This is a genomic window from Bradyrhizobium sp. USDA 3262, assembly GCF_054060035.1.
Genome location: NZ_JBSSCT010000001.1, coordinates 7583660 through 7601656 on the forward strand (window position 1 = coordinate 7583660; position 17997 = coordinate 7601656).

General features: G+C 64.5%; 12 protein-coding genes and 1 tRNA gene. 5 read left to right on the top strand and 8 right to left on the bottom strand.

Annotation, left to right across the window (positions count from 1 at the left end; translation table 11 throughout):
* The first annotated feature begins 89 nt into the window (after positions 1-89).
* Positions 90-2651 (top strand): fused MFS/spermidine synthase, encoded by a 2562-nt coding sequence (locus ACVWYP_RS35865; protein ID WP_304496567.1) that lies wholly within the window; start codon positions 90-92, stop codon positions 2649-2651.
* A gap of 269 nt (positions 2652-2920) precedes the next feature.
* On the opposite strand, the gene ACVWYP_RS35870 is transcribed toward ACVWYP_RS35865, so the two are convergent.
* Together ACVWYP_RS35870 and ACVWYP_RS35875 are read right to left on the bottom strand one after the other, a co-directional pair.
* Positions 2921-4870, bottom strand: a complete 1950-nt coding sequence (locus tag ACVWYP_RS35870) for a molybdopterin biosynthesis protein (protein WP_304496568.1) — start codon at positions 4868-4870, stop codon at positions 2921-2923.
* Positions 4871-4879: 9 nt separating this feature from the next.
* Complete coding sequence (locus ACVWYP_RS35875) at positions 4880-5989, bottom strand: molybdopterin-binding protein (RefSeq protein ID WP_304496569.1); 1110 nt, start codon at positions 5987-5989, stop codon at positions 4880-4882.
* A gap of 185 nt (positions 5990-6174) precedes the next feature.
* On the opposite strand from ACVWYP_RS35875, the gene ACVWYP_RS35880 reads away from it, so the two are divergent.
* Positions 6175-7386, top strand: coding sequence for an ABC transporter substrate-binding protein (locus ACVWYP_RS35880; RefSeq protein WP_439711113.1), 1212 nt, complete (start codon positions 6175-6177; stop codon positions 7384-7386).
* Between the two features lie 151 nt (positions 7387-7537).
* On the opposite strand, the gene ACVWYP_RS35885 is transcribed toward ACVWYP_RS35880, so the two are convergent.
* Positions 7538-8506, bottom strand: a complete 969-nt coding sequence (locus tag ACVWYP_RS35885; protein ID WP_304496570.1) for a TAXI family TRAP transporter solute-binding subunit — start codon at positions 8504-8506, stop codon at positions 7538-7540.
* A gap of 119 nt (positions 8507-8625) precedes the next feature.
* On the opposite strand from ACVWYP_RS35885, the gene ACVWYP_RS35890 reads away from it, so the two are divergent.
* From ACVWYP_RS35890 to ACVWYP_RS35900, 3 genes are all read left to right on the top strand, one after another.
* The gene (locus tag ACVWYP_RS35890; protein ID WP_304496571.1) at positions 8626-9594 is read left to right on the top strand and encodes a Bug family tripartite tricarboxylate transporter substrate binding protein; all 969 of its coding nucleotides are present in this window, start codon (positions 8626-8628) and stop codon (positions 9592-9594) included.
* A gap of 194 nt (positions 9595-9788) precedes the next feature.
* Positions 9789-9864 (top strand) — tRNA-Ile (locus ACVWYP_RS35895).
* Positions 9865-10166: 302 nt separating this feature from the next.
* Positions 10167-11387 carry a hypothetical protein gene (locus tag ACVWYP_RS35900; protein ID WP_304496621.1) on the top strand — a complete coding sequence of 407 codons (1221 nt, stop codon included), beginning with the start codon at positions 10167-10169 and terminating at the stop codon, positions 11385-11387.
* A 593-nt stretch (positions 11388-11980) separates the two neighbouring features.
* Here ACVWYP_RS35900 and ACVWYP_RS35905 read toward each other — a convergent pair.
* Genes ACVWYP_RS35905 through ACVWYP_RS35925 form a run of 5 tightly spaced genes read right to left on the bottom strand, consistent with a single transcriptional unit; the run spans position 11981 to position 17946 of the window.
* Positions 11981-13207, bottom strand: coding sequence for a Zn-dependent hydrolase (locus ACVWYP_RS35905; protein ID WP_304496622.1), 1227 nt, complete (start codon positions 13205-13207; stop codon positions 11981-11983).
* Positions 13204-14034 (bottom strand): type 1 glutamine amidotransferase, encoded by an 831-nt coding sequence (locus ACVWYP_RS35910; protein ID WP_304496623.1) that lies wholly within the window; start codon positions 14032-14034, stop codon positions 13204-13206. Before ACVWYP_RS35910 ends, ACVWYP_RS35905 begins: the two co-directional genes overlap by 4 nt.
* Positions 14035-14037: 3 nt before the next feature.
* On the bottom strand, positions 14038-15210 hold the full coding sequence (locus ACVWYP_RS35915) for an iron-containing alcohol dehydrogenase (protein ID WP_304496624.1): 1173 nt from the start codon (positions 15208-15210) through the stop codon (positions 14038-14040).
* 9 nt (positions 15211-15219) lie between these two features.
* Complete coding sequence (locus ACVWYP_RS35920) at positions 15220-16605, bottom strand: aldehyde dehydrogenase family protein (RefSeq protein WP_304496625.1); 1386 nt, start codon at positions 16603-16605, stop codon at positions 15220-15222.
* 33 nt (positions 16606-16638) lie between these two features.
* Entirely contained in the window at positions 16639-17946 is a 1308-nt protein-coding gene (locus ACVWYP_RS35925) for a glutamine synthetase family protein (RefSeq protein WP_304496626.1), read from the bottom strand.
* Positions 17947-17997 lie beyond the last annotated feature (51 nt).

The following is a 17997-nucleotide window of genomic DNA, read 5'->3' on the forward strand; positions in this document are numbered from 1 at the left end:
TTCGGCTGCCGCGCAGCGCCGCTCCGCCATAAGGCAATATTAAGAGCATTTGCCTTACCTGTTCTCCCGTTCAATGGGAGACCGGTCCAGTGCGCAATCGTGGTGGCGTTCGAGACGCCGTAAGCCTGACAAACCGGGTCCTGGTCACGGCGATCTTTTTGGCATCGGGCGCGGCATCGCTGATCCTGCAGGTTCTCTGGTTCAAGCAACTGCAATTCGTGCTGGGAAGCGCGACTGTCTCCGTCAGCGTCACGGTGGCAAGCTTCTTTTTCGGTCTCTCGCTGGGCAGCGCCCTGGGAGGCCGGATCGCCGACACCGTCAGCCGCCCCCTGAAAATCTACGGGTTTCTCGAACTCGCCCTCGCCCTCGTTTCTCTCGCGGTCACCGCGTTCCTGTCGCATTGGCCGACATGGGTGGGCTGGCTGTCACCGATGCTGGACCTGGAGTCGCCATTCCGGTTGCCTCTCATGGTCGCCGTGTCGCTCGCCATCCTGTCGCTGCCGACGATGTTGATGGGCGCGACCCTGCCCTTCCTGGTGAAATTCCTGACCCGCACGCAAACCGACCTCGCCAATCGCATCGGTCTGCTCTACGGGTTCAACACGCTGGGCGCCGCCATCGGCACCCTGGTTGTCGGCTTTGTGCTGATGGGCCTTTGGGGCATCGCAGGATCGAGCCTGGTTGCGGCAGCGCTGTATATCTGCGTCGGCGTTGTGGCCCTGTTCGTTGCGCGCGGCGCAAGCCCGCTCTTGCCGGTTGCGGCACGGGCGCCGGTGCAAACCGCCGCGACCGCGCGTGACAGGACGTCGATCCTGATCTGGATTTTCGCGTGCTCCGGTTTTGTGTCGATCGCCTATGAGGTCGTCTGGTTCCGATTCCTGACCAATGTCAGCACCTCGAGTGTCTACGCGTTCTCGGGCATGCTCGGCGTTTACCTGCTGGGGCTCGTGATCGGCGCCCTGATCTGCGCCAAACTGCTTGCCCCCCGCAAGGATCAATTGCTGCGATACTTCGCCGTAACGCAGCTGCTGATCGCGGTTGCGGCCACGCTGACCGTCGGAATACTCGGCAAGGCACGGACCATGGGAGTGGCGCTGTCTCCCGTCATATCGGGCCTGCTTCCAGTCCCGGTGCAGGAGCTGTTGGGAGGTGACGTTTCATTCTTCCTGGTCTGCGCTGTTGCCCTGTTGCTGCCGACGACGCTGATCGGCATCAGCTTTCCGCTGGCCAGCGAACTGACCGTGATGCAGATGAGCGCGCTGGGCCGCAGGATCGGCACGCTCTACGCCCTGAACACGATTGGCGGCGTCGTGGGCTCGCTGGCGGCGGGGTTTCTGCTGATCCCCTGTCTGGGCAGCCAGGGCGCGCTCACCGCGCTGATTGTCGTGAACGTCCTGCTGTTCGTCGCGACGACCGTGTCGCAGCCGGATCTTCTGAGGGAAAGGAGCCTGTGGCGGCAGGGGACGATCGCCGCGAGCGTCATCGCCGTAGCGCTGCTGCTCTTCACCCCACATTATCTGGAGCGGGTCCTGACCGCGATCGAGGGCGCCAATGTGCTCGAGTTGCGGGAAACCCGGCAAGCGACGTTTGCGGTGGTCGAGTATCGCGAGAAGGCGGCGGGCACCTATCAGCAATTGGTGGTGAATTCGAAGAGCTATGCCAACAACCGTCCCGAGGGCAGACGCTACATGGCCGCGATGGGGCACTATCCCATTCTGCTGCACCAGGGCCCGGTTGAAACGGCTGTCGTCATTTGCATCGGGACCGGAACCACGGTGGGAGCGGTCAGCACCCATGAAGAGTTGCAATCCATCGACGCGGTCGATCTGGCATCGACGGTTTTCGAATTTGCGCCCCACTTCGTGCCGATCAACAAGCAATTCTATCAAAATCCCAAAGTCCATCAGATCGTCGCGGACGGGCGCCACTTCCTGCTGGGGACCAAGGAGACATTTGACGTCATCACGCTCGAGCCGCCACCGCCTCATGATGCCGGCGTCATCAACCTCTACACGGAGGAATTCTATGCGCTGGCAAAGCAGAAGATGCGTCCCGGCGGCGTTCTCGCGCAATGGGTGCCGCTGGATTTCAACCGCGGCATTCTTCCGAAGATGATACTCAAGGCCATGATGGGCCAGTTCAAGCATGTCTCGCTGTGGCTGCCGTCCAGAATGGAAGGCGTGGCGATCGCCTCCGATGAACCGTTGAACATCGATCCGCGCGAGCTCGCCATGCGTATGTCGAAGCCCGCGGTGGCTGAAGACCTGACGGCAAACGGCCTCGGCTCGCCCGAGGATTTCCTGGCGACATTCATCGCCGCTGATGACAAACTCGCGGCCTTTGTCGGGGATGTGCCGAGCCTCACGGATGATCGGCCGCGTCTTGAATATTACAACTGGTATCCGCTGAGTTCGGTCAGCGTGGACGAGCTGAAGCGCCTCCGCGAGCCGGTGGAAGCCTATCTTGCCGACCGCTCCATCGACGAGGCCCGTCTCGACACCGCGCGCACGGTGGCCAATGCGATCCTGGATGAGCACAAGGCCACGGCCGACGGCGACAAGTCCGCCGCCCGAGCAGCGCTTCGCCTGGCCGTCAAACTGGACCCGGACAATTCCTACGTCGACTTCCTGGACCGCAAGCTAAGCGAGTGATCAGGGTGCCTTCGGCAGGACAATTCATGTCGCGAGAATGCGTTGCGTGACCCTCTGGCCGCGCGACGCATTCAGTGTCGTCCCTGCCTAGTGCGCAATTGCGCACGGGAGCAGGGACCCATAACCACAAATGCAAATTGTTACGCGATGCTGGAACGACAAGTCCCGCCTGCAACGCCCGCCGCGGCATATGGGTCCCCGCTTTCGCAGGGACGACAGCAGTGATTGCTGCGGCACTCGCGCGCGCCATGCACACGCCAACACTCACGCTACGCCGGCCTGAACCCCGCCTTCGTCAATGCAGCCCGCCCTTCATCCGACGCCAGCGCATCGAGAAAGGCCTGCACTGCCGGTCGCTGCTTGCGCGCCGTGACCAGCGCGAAATCGTAATGCTCTTCGGCAAGCGGAATGAAACCGAGCCCGGAGGCTGCCGCGACCGGCGCGATGGTCATGCCCCAGTCGGCGCGGTGCTGCGCCACCGCGGCCGCAACCGCATTGTGCGAGCGCGGCTGATTCCAGTAGCCGTCGGGCCGGCTGCCCGCCAGCAAGCGATCGATCAGGATGCGGGTGCCGGCTCCCTGGTTGCGGTTGACCATGATGCAGGCGGGATCGGCGAGCGCGGCGCGCACCGCCTGCTCTGCGCTCAAGCCGGCAAAGCGCGTGTCGTCCTTGCGAAACACGATACCCTGCATGCGCCGCCAGCCCGGCACCAGCTCGAGCCCGTCGGCCAGATACGACGTGTTGTAGGTCTCGGTCTTGTCGTCGAACAGATGGATCGGAGCGAGATCGCATTCGCCGCGCTTGGCGGCAGCGAGCCCGCCGAGGCTGCCGACCGCGATCGAACGCACTACAAGCCCGGCATGCGCCAGCGGCGCCGTGACGAGATCGAGCCCGGTGCAATGGCTGCCGACGATGACGAGATCGGGCACCCGCACATGCGGCGTGAACAGCGTCATCTCAGCCTCGCTGCCGGCCGGCAGCTGGTCGGCCAGCGCCTCGATCTTCAGGAAGCCGTCGGCCTGCGCGAACGAGGTGATCGCGCCCGAGCCCTTGCCGCTCGGATAGGCGATCAGGCCGTCGGCGCCCTCGACCAGCGACACCATCACGAACTCGGTGCGCCCGAGCTCGGAGGCGATGCGCACCGGCACCTTCGCCGCCACCTTGGCATCCGAGCGCGGCGGCAGCCCGGCCATCCGCCGCAGCGTCGGCACGATCATGTCGTGGAAGGTGAACATCGCCGAGGTCGGAAAGCCCGGCAGGATGACCAGCGGCTTGCCGTCGCACACCGCAAGGCACAGCGGCTTGCCCGGTTTCAGTGCCACGCCATGCGCGATGATGCCGGGCTTGCCGAGGCGAGCGATGATCCGGTGCGAGACGTCGCCCGCGCCCTTGGAGGTGCCGCCCGACAGCACCAGCATGTCGCTGTCCGCCAGCGCCTTGCGCATCGCGGCCTCGAGCATTGCCTCGTTGTCGGCGATCGCGCCGAGGAACGCCGCGTCGCCGCCATTCTCGGCAATCGCCGCGGTGACGATCGCACCATTGGTGTCGTAGATCGCGGCCGGCCGCAGCGTCTCACCCGGCTGCACCAGTTCGTCGCCGGTCGAGAGGATTGCGACGCGCGAACGGCGCGTCACCGCAACCTCGGCGATGCCGCAGGCCGCGAGCATGCCGATCTCGCGCGACCCGATCATCGTTCCCGCGCGCAGCAGCGCCTCGCCGCGCGCGATGTCGGAGCCGGCATAGGACACGAACTGGCCGGGCGACGCCGCACGCCGGACCTCGATGGTGCCGTGGCCGGCGGGCTGGGTGTGCTCGACCATCACGATGGCATCCGCGCCGCGCGGCACCGGACCGCCGGTCGCAATCGCAGTTGCAGTACCCGGGAGCACTGGCAGGGTGGGCGCAGTCCCGCACGAAATCGTCTCGTTGTTCAGCGCGAGTTGCACCGGCGCGGCCTCGCCGGCGCGCGCCAGATCGGCCGAGCGCACGGCAAAGCCGTCGACATTGGAGCGATCGAACGGCGGCACGTCGATCGGCGCCACCACGTCCTCCGCCAGCGCACGGCCGAGCGCATCGGCGAGCAGCCGCCTCTCCGACGGCAATTGGCGCGGGAACAGCGCCGCCTCGAAGCGTGCGAGCGCCTCCTCGCGCGACAGGATGGTCAGGAACTGGTCCTGCTCGACGGACGGATTGGGTTTCGGCGTGAAACTGTTGGTCATCTCGGGAACTCACTCCCGCAATATATAGGCATCGACCACCGTGCCCGCAGCGAAGCCCTCTGCGGCGCCAGGCACGATCAGCAGGGCTTCGGCGCGCGCGATGGCATCGAGCGACAGGTCGCCGGTCGCAAGCGCCGCCCAGGAACCTTGCTCGCGTATCAGCAGCACGACCTCGGCAACACCGACGCCGGAGGCGATCTTGCGTTCCAGCGGCAGCGCCAGCGTTTTGCGCGAGCGCCGACCCGACAGGCGGTCGAGCAGGGGAAGCGCAATCGCCCACCAGGCCGCGAAAGCCTGATCCGGCGCGCCCGGCAAGGCGACGAGCGGCGTTGTATGGATCCGTCCGATCGCCGTGGTGCGCCCGGGCTCCAGCGCGATGCCGTGCGCGATCAGCGTGCCGCGCGATGCCAGTGCATTCACTGTCGCGTCGGTGTGACCAACACCGGTGCCCCCGATCGTGATGATCAAATCGCAACCGTCGGTATCGAGTGCGTTTGCAATCGCCGCCACATCGGGTGCCGCCTCGATGCCGACGACCTCAGTGCCCGCAAGGCGCGCGGTGTCGGCGATCAATTGTGCGGTCAGCTCACCATTGGCGACGTTGACGATGCGAAGCCGCGGCCGTCGCACACGCAACACCTGCAGTCCGGCCGCGCGCGCGAGCAGCAGGCCGCGCGGCAGCAGCGGCTCCCCTGCTGCGATCACGGTGCGCCCAACGGCGATGTCGCTGCCGGCACGCCTGACGCCCTGTCCCGGGATTGCTTCGGCGAGCACCTGCGGAAGCGGACCGGAGGTATCGACGGCATCGGCATCAACCACGCAGTCGGTGCCTTCAGGCATCGCGGCGCCTGCCGCCACCCAGACCGGAGGTTCGGCCAGCGGCAACGGCGCATAGGACGACGCGCCGACCAGGTCATTGGCGCGCATCGCCCACCCGTCGCTGACCGCGACATCGTGCGGCGGGTAGGCGCGCAAGGCCGGCATCTCGGCTGCAATGCAGCGCAAGGCGTCGGCCGGCGGCAACGCAATCGGCTGGACCGGCCCGACGTCGCGCAGCACGGCAGCCAGTGCCGCATCGAGCGGGGTGAGCGAAGGCGGAAGGCGCTGGGCGGTGACCATGGCCCGCTATGGACTGAATCGGCCCCGAAAGAAACTGCCTCTCGCTGCACCGGGGCGGCGTCATTAGACCGATGGCGCGTTGACGCGGCCCCCAATATAGTTGCAAAAGAAACCAATATGACCGGGTCCCCGAAGGCCCGGCACAACCAATAATGGCCAATGCGCCAATTCAGGAGGGAGACAGAATGAAGGCCACCAGACTAGCCATGTTCGGGACGCTCGCAGCCGCGCTGCTGGCCTCCCCGACCGTATCGGCGCAGGTATCCGACGACATCGTCAAGATCGGCGTGCTGACCGACATGAACGGCCCCGCCTCGACGCCGACCGGCCAGGGCTCGGTCACCGCGGCGCAGATGGCCATCGACGATTTCGGCGGCAAGGTGCTCGGCAAGCCAATCTCGGTGATCGTCGGCGATCACCAGCTCAAGCCGGATATCGGCGCGACCATCGCGCGACGCTGGTATGACGTCGATCAGGTCGACCTCATCGTCGACGTGCCGGTCTCGGCGGTCGGGCTCGCGGTGCAGAACATCGCGAACGAAAAGAAGAAGCTGTTCATCACGCACTCGACCGGCGCGACCGATTTCCACGGCAAGTTCTGCTCGCCCTATGCGATCCAGTGGGTGTTCGACACCAGGGCGCTCGCGGTCGGCACCGCGCAGGAGGTGGTGAAGCGCGGCGGCGACAGCTGGTTCTTCATCACCGACGATTATGCGTTCGGCCACTCGCTGGAGAAGGACGCCTCCGCGATCGTGACCAAGAACGGCGGCAAGGTGCTCGGCGCGGTGCGGCCGCCGTTTGCGACGCCCGATCTGTCGTCCTTCATCCTGCAGGCGCAGGCCTCGAAGGCCAAGATCATCGGCATTGCCGGCGGACCGCCCAACAACACCAACGAGATCAAGACCGCCGCCGAGTTCGGCGTCTTCGCCGGCGGGCAGCAGATGGCGGCGCTGCTGGCGCTGATCACCGACATCCACTCGATCGGGCTGTCGGCCGCGCAGGGCCTGCTGCTGACCACCTCGTTCTACTGGGACATGGACGACAAGACCCGCGAGTGGTCGAAGCGCTATTTCGCCAAGATGAACCGGATGCCGACGATGTGGCAGGCCGGCGTCTACTCCTCGGTGACCGCCTATCTGAACGCGATCAAGGATGCCGGCACCGACGATCCGCTGAAGGTCGCGGCCAAGATGCGCGAGAAGCCCATCGAGGATTTCTTCGCCCGCAACGGCAAGCTGCGCGAGGACAATCTGATGGTGCACGACCTCTGGCTGGTGCAGGTCAAGACCCCGGCCGAGTCGAAATATCCGTGGGACTATTACAATATCCTGGCCAAGATCTCCGGCGAGGACGCGTTCGGCCCGCCAGACCCGGCCTGCGCGATGGCGAAGAAGTGACGACCGAAGGTCGTCACTCCGGGATGGTGCGCAAGCACCAGACCGCAGGTGCGCAATTGCGCACCGGGGAATCTCGAGATTCCGGGTTCGATGCTGACGCATCGCCCCGGAATGACCTCTGCATGGACGCGATGACGCGTCCATGCAGAGGTCACTTCGCTACCCCGATCTCGCGGAAATATCTGAGCACGCCGGGGTGGATCAGGTTGATATCAGGCGCGGCGGCGACGGTGTTCGCCGCCGTGGTCTCGCACGCCTGGGCGAGCTTCGTGCAGAAGGTCGCCTCGACGCCGTGCAACGTCTTCGCCAGCCGATAGGCGACATCGTCGGGCAAGGTCTCGCGCACCAGGATGTAGCTCCAGGAGCCGACCGAAGCGATTGCTGCGGTCTGCTTCGGATAGCTGCCGGCGGGGATCGTCAGCGGCTTGAGGAAAGTGTGCTTGGCGCGGATGCGGGCGATCTCGTCCGTGGTCGGCGCGATGAAGCGCGCGCCGGTGGCGCTCTCGGCCATCTTGGTGAAGCCGGGCCAGCCGATGCCGGCCCCCCACAGAGCCGCGGCGCGGCCGTCCTCGACCATCGCGGGCCCGTCGCCGGCGCGATCGAGATAGATCGACTTGAAGTCCTCGTCCTGCTTCAGCCCGATGCCGTCGAGGATGTAGCGCGACAGGATCGGCAGGCCGGAACCCTTGGCGCCGAACGCGACGGGCTGGCCGACCAGATCCTGGATCGTCTTGTAGGGGCTGTCCGCCCGCACCACGAACATGCCGGGACTCGAATACATCGCGGTGAGGATCTTGAGCTTCGTGGCCTTCGGCCGGCCGATGCCCATGAAGGCTTCATAGGACGGCTCGCCGGCGACGGTTGCGATATCGATGTTGCCGGCCTCGAGCAGCGGGATGTTCTCATTGGAGCCCTTGGTGTTGCGCGGCTCGATCGACAGCGTCGGGTCGGCCGCATTCATCACCTCGGCGAAGGCATTGCCATACAGCGGAAAGCCGCCGCCCGGCGTCGCCGTGGCGAAACTGATCGTGGTTTTGGAAATGGTCTTGCTCCCCTCCTGCGCCGCCGCCCCGCCCGCGAGCAGCAGCGCGCCGGCGCACACCATAACAGCGAATTTCATCCCGAGCCTCAAGCATTCCACACGAACCCGACTATCGTCGCACGGGCGACGTCGTAGGCAAAGCCAGCGTTTTGTGAAACCATACCGGCAACAGTCACAAGAAAATGACGGGAGAGACGATGATCCGGTTCGCGCGTGCTGCCTTGCTTGGTTTGATTTGCTGCCTCGCCTCGATTGCCCCCTCATCCGCATCCGACTATCCGAACCGCCCGGTGCGCTGGGTGATCGGGTTTGCCGCCGGCGGCCCGGTCGACATCGTCGCCCGCATCATGAGCCAGTGGCTGTCGGATCACTTCGGCCAGCAATTCATCGTCGAGAACCGCACCGGATCGGGCGGCAACATCGCCGCCGCCGCTGCGATCAACTCGCCGGCTGACGGCTATACGCTATTGTTCGTCGCGCCCAACAACGCGATCTCGACCTCGCTCTACAAAAAGCTGCCGTTCGATTTCCTGCGCGACACCACCCCGGTCGCGAGCATCATGCAGCTCACCAACATGCTGGTGGTCTCGAACGCGATGCCGGTGAAGACCGTCCAGGAGTTCATCGACTACTGCAAGGCCAATCCCGGCAAGATCTCCTATGCCTCTTCGGGCAACGGCACCTCGGTGCATATGTCGGCCGAGCTGTTCAAGGCGATGACCAAGTGCGACATGCTGCATGTGCCGTATCGGGGATCCGCGATCGCCTTCCCCGACATCATCTCCAACAAGGTGCAGCTGATCTTCGACAATCTGCCGTCGGCGCTGGAGCAGGCCCGCGGCGGCAGCGTCCGCGCGCTCGGCGTCACCTCGCCGCAGCGCTGGGCGGGCGTGCCCGACGTGCCGGCGATCGCCGAGACCGTGCCGGGCTTCGAGGCGGTCGGCTTCTACGGCATCTCGGCGCCGAAGGGCACCCCGCCGGAGATCGTCGATGCCCTCAACAAGGCGGTGGGTGAAGCGCTGAAGGATCCCAAGCTCGTGGCGCGCCTCGCCGAAGTCGGCGGCATCCCGAAGCCGATGGCCCCGGCCGAATTCGGCAAGCTGGTGGCCGACGAGACCGAGAAATGGCGCAAAGTCGTTGAGTTCGCCGGCGTCTCGGTGGATTGAAGCGCCGGTCGCCAGGGAGACTGAGGGCCAGGCAAGATGGCTGCCGGCCGCTGTTCCAGCGATGCCAGCCGCAAGACGTGGCTGGCCCGGCAGCGATGGCACAGGGATGCGGGGCGGCATTGCCGAAACCGCGGTCACCCTGTAAACGGAGCCCGCACCGTTGCCGGCCGCGCCCCGCGGCCCGCAAGGCGGCGGGGCCTGTAGCTCAATGGTTAGAGCCGGCCGCTCATAACGGTCTGGTTGCAGGTTCGAGTCCTGCCGGGCCCACCACTGCCAGATCAAACACTTACCGAACTGCGTGCCGCTTTGCCGGTGATTTTCCCCACAGATATTCTACGACGAAGTCGAACGAATGTCGTCGAACGCGGACGGATTCGCGCAAATGACGATCATATGGTTGGCCGTCTGAGACGGCGTGCTCGTACGTCATTCAACAGGAAAGTCGGCTGCTACGACGTCTGCTTCTGCGCGACAATCGGACATTGGCTGGCGACGTTCGCAGGTCCAAGATGGGCCACTTCCAGATATCGCCGATGGGTATATAGGATCATCGTCCACCCGGAGAACAGCAAGTGGCCCGAATAGAAACCTCCGTATGGATCGTCACGACTTTCATAATCATTATTGCCGCCACTCCACTACGGGCTTTAGCAACACCAGAAGCGTCTGCATGCGGTTACCTCGCTGGTCTAATCGACAAGGCACCGCCAGGGCCGTTGTTCTTGCCCAGCTATCCGACCGTGGAATCGGGGCCTCTCCATGGCGCCGCATACCTTTATGACAATGCGGTGGCCGCCATCGCATTGGTCGGTTGCGGTGAGCGAGACAAAGCATCTCGGATCGGCGGGGCGATTCTCTGGGCCATCGATAACGACCGGACCTGGCATGATGGACGGCTCCGGAACGCTTACGCCGCGGGTGTGGTGGCGAGTGGCTTCGCCAAACTTCCGGGTTGGTGGGACAATACTCAGAACAAGTGGTTAGAAGATCGATATCAGGTGGGCAGCGATAATGGCAACGTTGCATGGGCAATGTTGGCTTTGCTATCGATTGACGATGTGAGTGCCAGCTCTCGGTTCCGCGATGGTGCGGCACGGCTTGCCACCTGGGTCGCGCAATGGGCCGACACGCGCGGTACTGGCGGTTTCACGGGCGGTACTTTTGGGCACGAACCGACGCCCGACGTACGGACATGGAAATCGACCGAACACAATACTGACCTCGCCGCCGCGTTTGGCCTTCTTGCAACCCGCACGGGCGATTCGCGCTGGCGTGATATGGCAACAGCTGCTGAGCACTTCGTAAATGCGATGTGGGATCCGGCATGCGCCTGTTTCGCAGCAGGCACCGCCGAAGACGGCGTCACGCGCAATCCGATTTTGGCACTTGATGCTCAAGTCTGGCCCTTAATGGCACTCGCCGGAGCGGCCAAGAAATTTGCATCGGCAATTACTACCGCCGAACAGCGAATGAGCGTCGACAAGGGCTTTTCTTACGGTGAAGACCGAGATGGTGTGTGGACCGAAGGGACCGGCCAAATGGCTCTCTTGCTGGAATTGCTCGGCAGGACTGGAGAGGCAAAATCGTTGGTCGCTGTCATCGAATCCCAGAGGTCGCCGGATGCCGGATTCTATGCCACAAGTGTCCGAGGGCTACCGACTGGGTTCATGTTGGATACCGATCCGGCCAAGCCACGGCTCTATTTCCGATTGCCACATCTTGGCGCAGCTTCGTGGGCTGCTCTTGCAGAACGGGGGTTCAATCCCTTTACGGCGACAAAAGGACTTCCGTAGTTAAGGCCGCAGTGGCGCCCGTCTCAGCCCTTCAGTCCCATCCAAGTTAAGTGCTTTTTCGATTTCGATAGGTCCGAATTTGGTCAATCGCGTCGTTTCTGTCGACGGCGCATGACTTCCGGTCTCCACCCGAAAGCCAACATGATCAAATGGGCCGCAGCCGCAAGGAAAGAAAAGCCGCCCACCAGAAATCCCACAGAAACCCCGTGAACAAACGCGCACGAACGTGCGCAAGAATGCGCGAGCTTTGTTGAAAATGCTCAGATATTCCGGATGTTCGCTGCGCTCATAACGGTCTGGTTGCAGGTTCGAGTCCTGCCGGGCCCACCAAGAAGATCAAGATCTTACTGGGTCCCGGTTGCCCGCAGCGCGGCCACCGCACCAGAAACCGCACCAGATGCGTGCTCTTTTCGTTCGTGCGCAAGTTCGCGCACCGAAATCGTTCACGACGCCGGAGGGTGTGTCAGGAGTTCGTGTCAGAGACGCTCGTCGCTCATCTGGTTGCAGATTCGAGTCCCGCCGGGCCCGCCAGCAAATCAACTTGTCGGGTGGTGTCCCTTCATCGCCCATGGGATCATCGCACCCGAAACGCCTCACGCCTTCGCGGTGACCATTCTCCACAGCACCTCGGTCAGCACGGCGTAGCCCTTATCGAGGGCCGCGGGCGCCGTGAACTCGAGCGGATTGTGACTGAGCCCGCCCTGGCTCGGGACGAAGATCAACGAGGACGGAACAGATTTCTGGATCGCCAGCGCGTCGTGGCCGGTAATGGTCTTGAGCGTCATAGCCTTGAAACCGAAATCCGCGGCGGCAGAAAGGACCAGTGCCACGCCGCCGGGATCGAGCACGGTCCCCGCTCGCCTCTCGTCGGCTACGATCGAGAGACCAACGCCAATCTCGCCCGACTCACGCTCAATTCGCCGCAGAAAGCGGTCGCTGATCGCTGAGACCACGGCTTCGTCCTCATGCCGGATCTCGAACCAGACCCGAACACGGCCCGCCACGACATTCGGCGAGTTGGGATAAACGCTGATGCGCGCCGCGGAGGCATGGGCGCCCGCTCTCTCGCTCGCGATCTCCTGGTACAGCGCCTCGATCGCCCGGGCCGCTGCGCGCAGGGCGTCGCGGCGGAGCGCCATCGGCATCGGTCCGGTGTGCGAGTAGTCGCCTTCGAACATCACCGATATCTTGCGCGTCATCCACGCGCCGGACACTGCGGCAATGTCGGCGGCCGCCTGCTCCAGGCGATCGCCCTGCTCCACATGCAGCTCGACATAGCGCACCGGATTGTGTTCGAGCGGCGTCGTCCCGCAATAGCCGATCGCGGACAGCGCCTCGCCCAGGGTGACGCCCTCTACGTCGCTGCACGTATATGCCTCCTTCAGGCTCAGGGCGCCGGCGAAAACCGAGCTGCCGGTCAGGCTGGGCTGGAAGCGGGCACCCTCCTCATTGGTCCAGTTCACGACGGCGAGGTTGCGTCGCGCGGCGCCGGGATTGGCACGGCAACGCTCCCTGACGGCCTCGACCGCAAGGATCCCGGCGAGCACGCCGAAGACCCCGTCATATCGTCCTCCCGTCGGCTGGGAATCGAGGTGCGAGCCGGTCATGACGACGTCCGTGGACGCCGGCGCCAGCATCGCCACGCCAAACAGATTGCCGATCGCATCGATCCTCGGAACAAGGCCGCGATCGGCGATCTCGTGCAAGAAGAGGTCCCTCGCCTCCTTGTCGCGCGCCGTTCCAGCCAGCCGACACACGCCACCGTCGTCGGTCGCACCGATCCTGGCAAAGCGCGCGATGAGGTCATGCAATGCGGTCATGTCTGCTCCAGCGATGCGATCCAGTTCCTCAGCTCGGTCTGCCGGCAATCATGGCTCAGAATGTCGCGGTGAAGTGCCAATTTCCAGGCGAGATCGCCACGCCGTTCGTCCACGTCGAGCGCCGAGAGGTCGGCAGCATAACGCGCGAGCGCGTCCAGATCGGCAAAGAAACCCTCGTCAACCAGGAGCTGTCCGTAGCGCCGGATGACGGCGACGACGTCGTGCAGGCGATATTCGGGATGATACTGCACGCCCCAGAATAGCCCGCGACCGAAACGGATCTCCGCCGCCTGAACCTCGCACATGGTATTCCAGGCGGTGACGGTTGCGGACTGCGGAAGGCGGGTGACAATATCGCTGTGGATGGCCGGCGCGTCGAAAACCGCCGCACGACCAGCATGCATGGGATGAGCGCGGCCTTCAGCCGTCAGCATAATCCTTCGCGCGAATCCGACCTCGCGTCCCGCCGGGTTGAGACCGACCTCGCCGCCCGCCGCGACCGTCGCGAGCTGCAAGCCCCAGCACGAGCCGAACATTGGCACGACGCGAACGAAGATCTCGCGCACGAGGTCGATCTGCCGCAGCGCTTCGACCTCCCGCTGGTAGATATTGAGGGCCGATCCCGTGATCGCGATGCCGTGGTAAGCTTCGAGCGGTTGCGGCAGCGCGAAGCTCGCATCCGCCGGCGTCGCGATGTCGACGACGACGCGAGGTGCAAGCGACCGCAGGACCGCCGCATAGCTCTCCGCAGGCATTGCGCCCGCCGTCTCGGCGATCCGTCGCCGGCCGGCCAGAGTATTGCCCTCGAGAACGAGCAGCCTCAGCACGGCTCAGCTTCCAAGATCGCCTCGAATGGCGGCCAGCGTCAGCTGCTTGAACTCGGGCTCGGTCAACGGCCGCGGATTGGCACCCGCCGTCGGATCCTTGACGGCATCCGCCGCGATCGTTCCGGCATCGGTCTCCTTCACCCCGAGCTCGGCGAGCGTATGCGGCACGCCGAGCTTCTTGCGGAAGGCCAACAGCCAGGACAGCACGGCATGGAAGTCTTGGCCCGGCAGGTTGAGCGCGCGGGCAATGTGCGGAATCTTGTCGGCGATCGCAGCCTTGTTGCAGACCAGGACATAAGGGAAGACCACACCATTGGTCAGCCCGTGATGAGTATCGTATCGGGCGCCGACCGGATGGGATATCGAGTGGATCGCGCCCAACCCCTTCTGGAACGCAGTGGCTCCCATCGAGGCTGCAGCGAACATGTAGGCGCGCGCTTCGAGATCGCGACCGTTCTCGACCGCACGCGGCAGATAGCTGTCGACGATCTTCATCCCTTCCAGCGCGATGCCGTCGGCAAGCGGGTGAAATGCCTTGACGCAGTAGGCCTCGAAGCAGTGCGACAGCGCATCCATGCCGGTTGCCATGGTGAGAAGCGGCGAGAGACCGACCGCGAGCTCGGGATCCTCAATTGCGATCCTGGGCATCATCATGGGATGGAAAATGATCTTCTTCTCATGGGTATCCTCACGGGTGATCACGCCGGCGCGGCCGACCTCGGACCCCGTGCCTGCCGTCGTCGGCACCGCAATGATCGGCGCGATGCCCTCAGTGTTGGCGCGCGTCCACCAATCGCCGACGTCCTCGAAATCCCAGACCGGCCGCGACTGCGCCACCATGAAGGCCACACATTTTCCGACATCCAGCGCCGAACCTCCACCCACCGCAATCACGCCGTCATGACCGCCGGCCTTGAAGGCTTCGACGCCGGCCGTCAGGTTGGTTTCGGTCGGATTGGCCTTCACGTCGGAAAACACGGCGAGCGGGATGCCCGACTCGCGCACGCGGTCGACGATGCCGGCGATGAGATCGGTCTTGGCGAGCCCGTGATCGGTAACCAGGAGCGGCCTGGTGAGGCCGTTGGTCCTGCACGCCTCGGGAAGCTCGGCAATGCGGCCCGCGCCGGTGACGACGCGCGTCGGAAAATTCCAGGCGCCGGTGATCTGAACGTCCATGTGCTGCTCTCAGTGCTCGATGCGAAGGTGGAATGATTTGGGTCTCGTCAGCGCCTCGAAGCCGAGGCGCGACATGGCGGCACCACGTCCGGTGTCCTTGACGCCGGTCCATGCCAAAGCGGGATCGACATAATCGCAGCGGTTCATGAATATGGTGCCCGTTGCGATACCGTCACCGATGCGTTCCGCTGCGGCGGCGTCCTCGGTCCAGACCGATGCAGTCAGGCCATACGGGCTGTCGTTCATCAGGCCAATCGCCTCCTGATCGGAGGAGACCTTCATGAGGCCGACCACGGGCCCGAAACTCTCCTCCATCATCACCTGCATGGAGTGATCGACGCCGACCAGGACCTGAGGCATCAGATAGGCCGTACCGACCCTGTCCGCCGGAAACCGGGCCGGATCGATCAGAGGCCGCGCGCCTTTTGCCACGGCCTCGCCGATATGGGCGCGGACGGTATCGGCAAAGCGTGTCGCCGCCATCGGGCCGAGCGTTGTGTCCTGCGACAGCGGATTGCCGAGCCGGTAGCGCGCGGTCAGGCCGGCAAAGCCGTCGACAAAGGAGTCATAGATGCGCTCATGCACGTAAATCCGCTCGATGCCACAGCAGCACTGGCCAGAATTGTAGAAGGCGCCGTCCACGAGCTGCTCGACCGCGAAATCGAAATCGGCGTCCGGCCGCACATAGGCCGGATCCTTTCCGCCGAGCTCCAGCCCAAGGCTGATGAATGTCCCGGCTGCTGCCCGTTCGACCGCCCGGCCGCCGGCGACCGAGCCGGTGAAGTTCACGTGGTCGACCGAGCGCGATGAGATCAACTCCCTGGTCATGCCATGGTCGAGCGTGAGCGTCCTGAACAAGCCCCTGGGCAGGCCAACCCGGTCCAGTGCCGCCTGGAAGCGCTCGCCGACCAGCAGGGTCTGTGCGGCATGCTTCAGGATCACGGCATTGCCGGCCAGCAGCGCCGGCACGATGGTGTTAGCCGCCGTGAGATAGGGATAGTTCCAGGGCGCGATCACCAGCACGATGCCGGCAGGGACGCGCTTGATCATGCGGCGGAAGCCGGGACGCTCGGCCGGCACGATCGGCGCCAGCGCCTCATCGCTGAGCTCGACCAGTGCGCAGACGCGTTCTTCCAGGCTACGCAGTTCGCCGCCATGGCGCACCGGCCGGCCCATCTGCATCGCGAGTTCCGGAACGACCTCGTCGTTCTGCACCCGCATCTCGTGCAGGAAGGCGAGCATCATGGCCTTCCGCTCGGCGAGCGGCACCCTTGACCATTCCTGCTGCGCTTTCCGCGCTTGCGCGAGAGCCGCTGCGACCTCAGCACCGGTTGCGACGGGCCGCCGCGCAACCTCGTTGCCGTCGACCGGAGAAATGCAGACGATATCGTTCACGTGATGTCACTCGTCTTCGAAGCAGGATCGGTCTCAGATGATCTCGAAGTAGCGCGCGAGCTCCCAGTCGGTGATGGCCTTGCGAAACTCGCGCTCCTCCCACTGCCGCGTCATCGCGTAGTGATCGACGAAGACGTCGCCGAACAGGTTGCGCGCCGCCTGCGAAGCGACCAGCCGATAAGCCGCTTCCGACAGTGTACGCGGAAACGCGCGCTCGGGCGGATGCTTGCGGTCATAGGCATTGCCGGTGATCGGCTCGTCCGGTTCGATCCGGTGCTCGATTCCCCAGAGGCCCGATCCAAGCGCAGCCGCGATCGCGAGATACGGATTGATGTCGGCGGCGGCGACGCGGTACTCGACGCGCTGGCTCGACGGCTTGCTGGGAATGACGCGCAACGCACAGGTCCGGTTCTCGATTCCCCAGGTCGCGTCGGTCGGCGCCCAGAAGCCGGGGATCAGGCGCGAGTAGCTGTTCACGGTCGATGCAACCATCGCAAGCAGCTCCGGCAGCAGCGCCTGCTGGCCGCCGACGAACCAGCGCATGATGTCGGACATGTTGCCGGGTCTGCCGCCCTGGTGAAAGACCGGCTTGCCGTCCCGGTCGCGCAGCGACAGATGCAGATGCCCGGATTGCCCGGGATAGGTGTTCGACCACTTGGCCATGAAGGTGAGCATCTTGCCCTGACGCTCGGCCCAGACCTTGGAGAAGGTCTTGAACAGCACGGCGCGGTCGGCAGCGGCGAGCGCATCGGTGTATTGGATCGCGGCCTCCAGCACGCCGGGTCCGGTCTCGGTGTGCAGGCCTTCGACCGGCATGTCCATCTCGTTGCAGAGCTTGAGCAGCGAGCGATGAAATTCCGACTCGACGGAGGCGCGCAGCATGGAATAGCCGAACCAGCCCGGCGTGAGATTCTTCAGGCCGCGAAAGCCCTTCTCGCGCACGCTGTGCGGTGTCTCGTCGAACACGAAGAACTCGAACTCCGCGGCCACGGACGGCGAGAACCCCATGGCTTCGGCGCGATCGATGACGCGGCGCAGCAGCCGGCGCGGACACAGCCCGGCCGCGGCGCCCTCGAACTCGCCGAGGAAGAACAGCATGTTCTCTTCCGTCGGCACATCGCGGCAGGTCGAAGGATCGATGCGCGCGGTCGCGTCGGGAAAGGCCGTATGCCAGCCGGTGAACGCACCATTGTCGTACATCTGGTCGTTGGAGTCCCAGCCGAACACGATGTCGCAGAAGCTGAAGCCCGCCTCAAGCGCACCGACGAACTTGTCGCGCGCGAGATATTTTCCGCGAATGACACCGTCGAGATCGACGATGCCGAGCTTGACGTGGGACAAGCCCCGCTCCTCGACAAGAGCCTTCGCCTCGGCGGCGGTTTTTATGCTTCT